Source organism: Nitratireductor sp. PBL-C9, from assembly GCF_050877045.1.
Classification (GTDB): Bacteria; Pseudomonadota; Alphaproteobacteria; order Rhizobiales; family Rhizobiaceae; genus Nitratireductor; species Nitratireductor aquimarinus.
Genome location: NZ_JBPAXW010000005.1, coordinates 374,881 through 381,598, shown reverse-complemented (window position 1 = coordinate 381,598; position 6,718 = coordinate 374,881). Strand labels below are relative to the sequence as shown.

General features: G+C 61.4%; 4 protein-coding genes. 2 read left to right on the top strand and 2 right to left on the bottom strand.

The features are described from left to right. Window positions 1–630: 630 nt before the first annotated feature. The gene (locus ACRTG1_RS13485) at window positions 631–2,358 is read right to left on the bottom strand and encodes a hypothetical protein (RefSeq protein WP_432516266.1); all 1,728 of its coding nucleotides are present in this window, start codon (window positions 2,356–2,358) and stop codon (window positions 631–633) included. A gap of 238 nt (window positions 2,359–2,596) precedes the next feature. Between ACRTG1_RS13485 and ACRTG1_RS13480 the strand changes: the two genes are divergently transcribed. Both ACRTG1_RS13480 and ACRTG1_RS13475 read left to right on the top strand, forming a co-directional pair. Then, on the top strand, window positions 2,597–5,116 hold the full coding sequence (locus tag ACRTG1_RS13480; protein WP_432516265.1) for a GcvT family protein: 2,520 nt from the start codon (window positions 2,597–2,599) through the stop codon (window positions 5,114–5,116). 224 nt (window positions 5,117–5,340) lie between these two features. Continuing rightward, window positions 5,341–6,183 carry a DUF1194 domain-containing protein gene (locus ACRTG1_RS13475; RefSeq protein WP_206554560.1) on the top strand — a complete coding sequence of 281 codons (843 nt, stop codon included), beginning with the start codon at window positions 5,341–5,343 and terminating at the stop codon, window positions 6,181–6,183. Window positions 6,184–6,189: 6 nt separating this feature from the next. On the opposite strand, the gene ACRTG1_RS13470 is transcribed toward ACRTG1_RS13475, so the two are convergent. Further along, the gene (locus ACRTG1_RS13470) at window positions 6,190–6,675 is read right to left on the bottom strand and encodes an SRPBCC family protein (protein WP_432516264.1); all 486 of its coding nucleotides are present in this window, start codon (window positions 6,673–6,675) and stop codon (window positions 6,190–6,192) included. Between the last annotated feature and the right edge of the window lie 43 nt (window positions 6,676–6,718).

Genomic DNA, 6,718 nt, shown 5'->3' with positions numbered 1-6,718 from the left:
CAGCAACGCTTCCTTCTCCCCGCGTGCGGGGAGAAGGTGCCGGCAGGCGGATGAGGGGTGTGCGCCGGGCTCAAACCCGGCAGTGAGACGTTGCATAAGCGCGGCGGTTGCGAGGCAGCGCCAAGCGCCCCGTCCTTCGACAGGCTCAGGATGAGGACTACCGGGCTTGCGGTGTGGTTCATTCCGAACCGTTTTATTTACGGGCGTCATCAACTCAACAGCCCTCATCCTGAGCTTGTCGAAGGACGGGGGCGCTTGGCACTGAACAACAGCAACGCTTCCTTCTCCCCGTGCACGGGGAGAAGGTGCCGGCAGGCGGATGAGGGGCGTGCACCGGCGCTCAAACCCGGCAGTGAGACGTTGCAGAAGTGCGGCGGTTGGGAGGGTTGAGCCAAGCGTCCCCGCCCTTCGACAAGCTCAGGATGAGGACTACCGGGCTTGCGGTGTGGTTCATTCCGAACCGTTGTATTTACGGGCGTCATCAACTCAACAGCCCTCATCCTGAGCTTGTCGAAGGACGGGGGCGCTTGGCACTGAACAACAGCAACGCTTCCTTCTCCCGCGAGCGGGGAGAAGGTGCCGGCAGGCAGATGAGGGGCGTGCACCCAGCCTCGAAGAAAACTGCCGAGCCTATTCGATCCGGTCCGCCATAAGCGGGTTCAGATAGGCGTCGAAACACTCATTGAGCGTGATCTGCTCATGGTCCTCGATGGCGGGCGCGTAGAGCGCCAGAAGGTCTGCATTCGCGGTCGTCAGCGGGCAGGTGGGGTGCAGAATGAGATCGGCCTCACGCACCGCCTCCAGCGCCTCGGCGTCCGGCGGCGGCACGGTGCGGGTCGGGTCCGCGCCGATGGAGACGTGCCGTGGCGCTTCCCTGTCCATCAGCCAGGGGAAGGGGTTCACGAAATTGAGGTTCATGACCGTGTCGAAGGTGACGCCCTGTTCCGCCTCCAGTTCGCGGATCGCGGTGATGGCCTCGTCGATGGCCATCAGATGCGCGATCTGGAAATCGAATTCCGAGTAGAACACATAGGAGGGCAGTTCCTGAATGCGGATGAAGTCCGCATAGGTCTCGCGATGCTTCGCGTAAAAGCCCATCATCTTCTCCGCCCGTGCGAGGATTTCCGGACGCATGTTGAGGCGGCCAAGCGTCTTCAGGTTTTCGCTTGGCATCGTCACGTTCTTGATCGCGCCGACATAGGTGCGTGCGGCCCGCTCGGCGGTGTTCACCAGCGGCGGAAGTGCTGCAGCGGCAGCAAGCAGGCCGGCGGCGATGAAGGCGCTGCGCGGTGCATCGCTCTGCCAGAGCCGCATCAGGACCGGCAGAAGCACCGGCCAGATAAAGATCAGCGCCTGGCTGCCGGTGTTCTGCGTCTCGAAGAAGATGCCTGCAAAAAGCACCACCATGATCCAGAAAGCGTCATGATCAAGGAAGCGCGCGATGGCCCGAAGACGTGGCTTGCTGCGCAGGGTTTCTGTGAGTGTCGCGCGGTCCCGGTAGAGCATGAACAGCGCCAGAAGCCCCGCCGGCACCACGATGCCGAATGTGTGCGATGCCGCCTGCAGGAAGCGGGGCAGGAGGCTGCCCTCGTTCATCACCACGAGCGCCAGAATATCGTTGATATAGGCGAGGGTGATGCCGTTCCACAGTTGCAGTACGCCCAGAATGGCGAAGAAGATCAGCGCCGAGGCGATGGCCGTGCGCAGCTGCACGCGCCCTGCCGCAAAGGCGAAGGCGCACAGAATGCCGCCTGAGGCAAAGCCGGTGATCTTGGTCAGGAACAGCGCCGTCATGCCTGCCACGATGGAGATGAGCAGCAGGCGCTGGTCGCGCAGATAAACCAGCGCCACCGTCAGCACATAGAGAAGCTGACAGATCTGCCGGTTGTAGACAGCGAACCCGTCCGAACCCGGAAACGGATAGAACTCGCGTGTGTTGAAGGGCAGAACGGCAAAGGCGAGGAAGGGCAGGAGCAGCGCCAGAGAAACACCGCGTGACGTCCTGTCGACCTGCCACAGCGCCAGCGCCATCAGCGGTGCGGTCACAACGAAGAGCGACCAGTGCACCAGAAGCAGCGGCTGGGCGTTCGAGAAGAGTTTCACGCCGCCGGCGAACAGATAATAGCCAAGCGGTCCCACGGGCGCGAAGAAATCGGTTGCCGGAACCTGCCCGGAAAAGATCCGGTTGGCCGCATCGAAATAGATGAAGAGATCCCAGTACATCGGCCCGATGGGCACGTTGAGCGGCAGCATCAAAACGACTGCCATGGCGATGGCCGTCATGCCGAGGATGGCGATCGGACTTGTCAGGCGCATGCGCCGTCCTGCCGCCGTGCCGTGTTCTACTGCCGTTGCCATGTCGTGCCCCCGGGGTGCCTTCTGCCTGTCGTCGCGTCGTTTCTACAGAAGAGGCGATCAGAAGAAGTTAATCAGGCAGTCTGATTGGCGCTTTTGCTTAATGGCGCGCGCCGTTTCGGCAATGTCGCATTCAGGCAAAGAGGCAAAGACTTTGGCGGACTAGGATCGTTTCGGATCATGGGTGTCATCCAGCCTGCCTGCGCGGTTGGCCGGAGTGCGATCGAGGGAGTGAGAGACCATGAAGACGAAGGCGCGGGCGGTTGTCATCGGCGGTGGCGTGGTGGGCGTGTCCACGCTCTATCATCTTGCCAAAAAGGGCTGGTCGGATGTCGTTCTGGTCGAGCGCAAGGAGCTCACTTCCGGTTCCACCTGGCATGCCGCCGGCCTGCTGCCGCTGTTCAACATGAGCTATTCGGTCGGCCAGATCCACAAATACTCGGTGAAATTCTATCAGGAGCTTCAGGAGGAAACCGGCATGAATGTCGGTTTCACGCAATGCTCCAACATTCGTCTGGCGCGCACGAAGGATCGCTGGGACGAGTACATGTACTATGCCGGCATTGCCGAAACCATCGGCATTCCGGTCAACATCCTGACGCCGGAACAGGTGAAGGAGATCTGGCCGCTTTGCGAGACCGACGGGCTCCTTGGCGCGATCCAGCATCCCGACGATGGCTATATCCAGCCTGCCGATCTGACGCAGGCGCTCGCCAAGGGCGCGCGGGATCTCGGAGCAACCATCTATCGCAACACCGCCGTCACGGCGATTGCGCAGGGCGATGACGGGACCTGGACCGTGACCACCGACAAGGGCGAGATTGCCTGCGAACACGTTATCTCCTGCACCGGCAATTTTGCCCGCAGGACCGGGGCCATGGTCGGGCTCGACGTGCCGGTGATCCCGGTCGAGCACCAATACATCGTCACCGAGCCGCATCCGGCCATTGTCGCGCGCAAGAAGGAAGGCCTGCCGGAAATGGGCGTCCTGCGCGAGAGCGATTCCTCCTGGTACATGCGCGAGGAGAATGGCGGCCTCCTGCTTGGGCCTTACGAGGTCGGCGCGCCCTGCTGCTATGTGGACGGCCCGACCGACGACAGCGAATACGAGCTGTTTCAGGAAGATCTCGAACGCCTCATGCCCTATGTGGAAACGGCGATCGAGCGTGTTCCGGCCTTCGGCGAGGTGGGCATCAAGAAGATCTACAATGGCGCCATCGCCTATACGCCCGACGGCTCCCCCATCATCGGCCCCGCGCCGGGGCTCAAGAATTTCTGGCTGAATGAGGGCCATTCCTTCGGCGTCACGGCGGCTGGCGGTGCAGGCTGGCAGCTTGCCGAATGGATCGTCGAGGGCGAACCCTCCATCGACATGATGGGCGTCGACCCGCGCCGTTTCGGCCCCTACGCCACCGAGGGCTATCTGCGCGAGAAAAACGAGGAGGCCTATGCCAATGTCTTCACCGTTCACTATCCCGACGAGGAGCGTTCGGCGGCGCGTCCGCTCAAGACCACGCCAAGCTATGACCGGATGAAGGCGCTGGGGGCCGTGTTCGGTTCCGTCTATGGCTGGGAGCGGCCCAACTGGTTTGCGCCCGAGGGCTATGAAGTGCCCGAAAACGACCTTGGCGTCGGTGCGGATGTGCTTCTCAAACACAATCATGCGCCGGCGCTTGAAGATGGCCGCGTGGTGGAGAAATGGTCCTTCCGCCGCTCCAACTATTTCGAGCATGTCGGCAGTGAAGTGAAAAATGTTCACGAGAATGTCGGCCTGCTCGATATGTCGGCCTTCGCCAAGATCGAGGTTTCGGGATCGGGCGCAAGGGCCTGGCTCGACAGTATTTTTGCCAACCGTATTCCAAAGAAGCGTGGCCGTGTGGCGCTCTGCCATCTCTTGACGAAGAATGGCGGCGTGCGGTCCGAGTTCACCGTTTATGAGTGGAAGCCCGGCCGTTTCTATCTGGTCTCCGCCGGTGCTTACGAGGCGCATGACCACGACGTGCTGTTCAAGCTTCTGCCTGACGATGGCTCGGTCGTCCTGCAACCCATCACGCAGCAATATGGCGTCTTCGTTCTTGCCGGTCCGAAAAGCCGTGATGTTCTGGCAAAGCTCACCCGCACCGGGCTTTCCAATGCGGACTTCCCGTGGCTTTCGGGAAAGCCGGTCTCCATTGGCCGGGCGAGCGCCCATGCGCTGCGCGTGAACTTCGTCGGCGAGCTGGGCTGGGAGCTGCACCATCCCATCGAGCAGCAGAACCTTATCTTCGATCTCATCATGGAGGCCGGTGCGGAGCTCGGCATTCGCCCCTTTGGCATCCGCGCCATGACCTCCATGGCCATCGAGAAGAGCTACCGGCTGATCCCGCGCGAACTCTCCATCGAATACACGGCGTGGGAAAGCGGGCTCGACCGTTTCGTCCATCCGGACAAGGGCGAATTCATTGGCCGTGAGGCTCTGCTCAAGCAGCGCGATGCGGGGCTTGGCTGGAACTATGTCACGCTGGAAATCGGCGGCGTGCGCGATGCCGATGCGCGCGGCAATGAGGCGATCTACAGGGCCGGTGAACTGGTGGGCCGCGCCACCCATGGCGGCTATGGCTGGCGTGTGGGAAAAAGCCTGGCGCTCGCCATGGTGCGCCCTGAGCATGCGGCCGAGGGCACGGAACTGGAGATCAAAATCCTCGGTGATCTGCATCCCGCCCGGGTGATCAGCGAAAGTCCGTTCGACCCGGAGAATGCAGCCTTGCGAACCGATGGTTGAATAAAGTCGGAAGAAAGCGCGCCTTGAGCGCGCTTTTTTTATCCAGCGATCCGGAGCATTGGATGGAAAAGTGGAATCCGGTTTTCGGTTACACGGATGCTCCTTCAATGATGTAGATCATTCCTTGTGCGTCCAAATGGACGCACGGCGATCCAGCCGAGTTGTTAGGCGACTACGCCCAATTGCCTGATTTTTGATGCCCTGTGCATGGTTTAAACTGGGGCATGTCCATTTCGTCAAAGCCCCGGCGCTTCACGAATGGCGGTTTTCTGGCCGCTCTCCTGGCGCTCTCTTGTGCTCTTCTTGCGGGCAACCGGCCCGCAGATGCGCAGGAGGCCGTCGATGTCCAGCTCGTCCTCGCCGTGGATGTCTCCCTTTCCATGTCGGCGGGCGAGCTGGAGATCCAGCGGCGCGGCTATGCCGAGGCCATGACGCATGAAGACGTCATCAAGGCCATTTTAAGCGGCCTGCACGGCAAGATCGCGGTCACCTATTTCGAATGGGCGGGCAACTACTCGCAGCGGGTTGTCGTGCCCTGGACCCGCATCGCTTCCGTCGAGGACGCGGCCGGCTTCGCTGCCCGTCTCTCGTCCAATCCGCCCGGCAGTGCGCGGCGCACCTCGATTTCAGGTGCGCTCGATTTCGCCGGTGATCTTCTGGCCGAAAGCGGTTTTCGCAGCCTGCGGCGCGTGGTCGACATTTCCGGCGACGGCCCCAACAATCAGGGCGGCCCGGTCGTTCCGGCCCGCGACCGGCTGGTGGCGCTCGGCATAACCATCAATGGCCTGCCGCTCATGACCAATGGCGGGCTCACCACCCGTTTCGATGTCGAGGATCTGGACGCCTATTACCGCGAATGCGTGATTGGCGGGCCGGGTGCTTTTGTGGTGCCGGTCAATGAATGGGCGCAGTTTCCAGAGGCGATCCGGCGAAAGCTGGTTCTGGAGCTGGCCGGTGCGCCCGGCGAGCGCCCACCGGTGATCCGCGCCCGCTATCACGACATCTATGATTGCCTGATCGGCGAAAAGATGTGGCAGGACCGCTCCTGGATGTGGACCGATCCGTGAGTCGATTCAGAGTCTTGCGGCGACCTCTTCCAGCTGTTCTGCACATTGGCCCCAGCCTTCGTGAAACCCCATCTTCTCATGGGCTGCGACGTCTTCGTCGGACCAGTGGAGGGCGCGGGCAATGTAGCGGGTCTTTCCTTCGCCCGCATCTTCAAGCGTCAGGATCATGGTCATGAAGGGTTTGGCCGCCGGCGTCCACGCATCGGTGTAGGCGTCGGTGGTCACGATCTTCTCGTTCTCCACCACTTCAAGAAAGACGCCGGGATTGGGATATTCGTTTCCCTCCGGATCGCGCATCACGATCAGCGATTTGCCACCCGGACGCACATCAAGCTCGGCCCTGGCAATGGTCCATGGTTTCGGCACGAACCATTGTTTCAGGATTTCCGGATCGGTCCAGGCGCGGAAGATCTTTTCGCGCGGCGCTGCGATGATGCGCGCCAGCACCAGTTCATGTTCGGTTTCGGGCTTTACGTCGATTGTCTCGGTCATCGCTGTGTCTCCTGCTTCTGATATTCGAGAAACGAATGAGAGC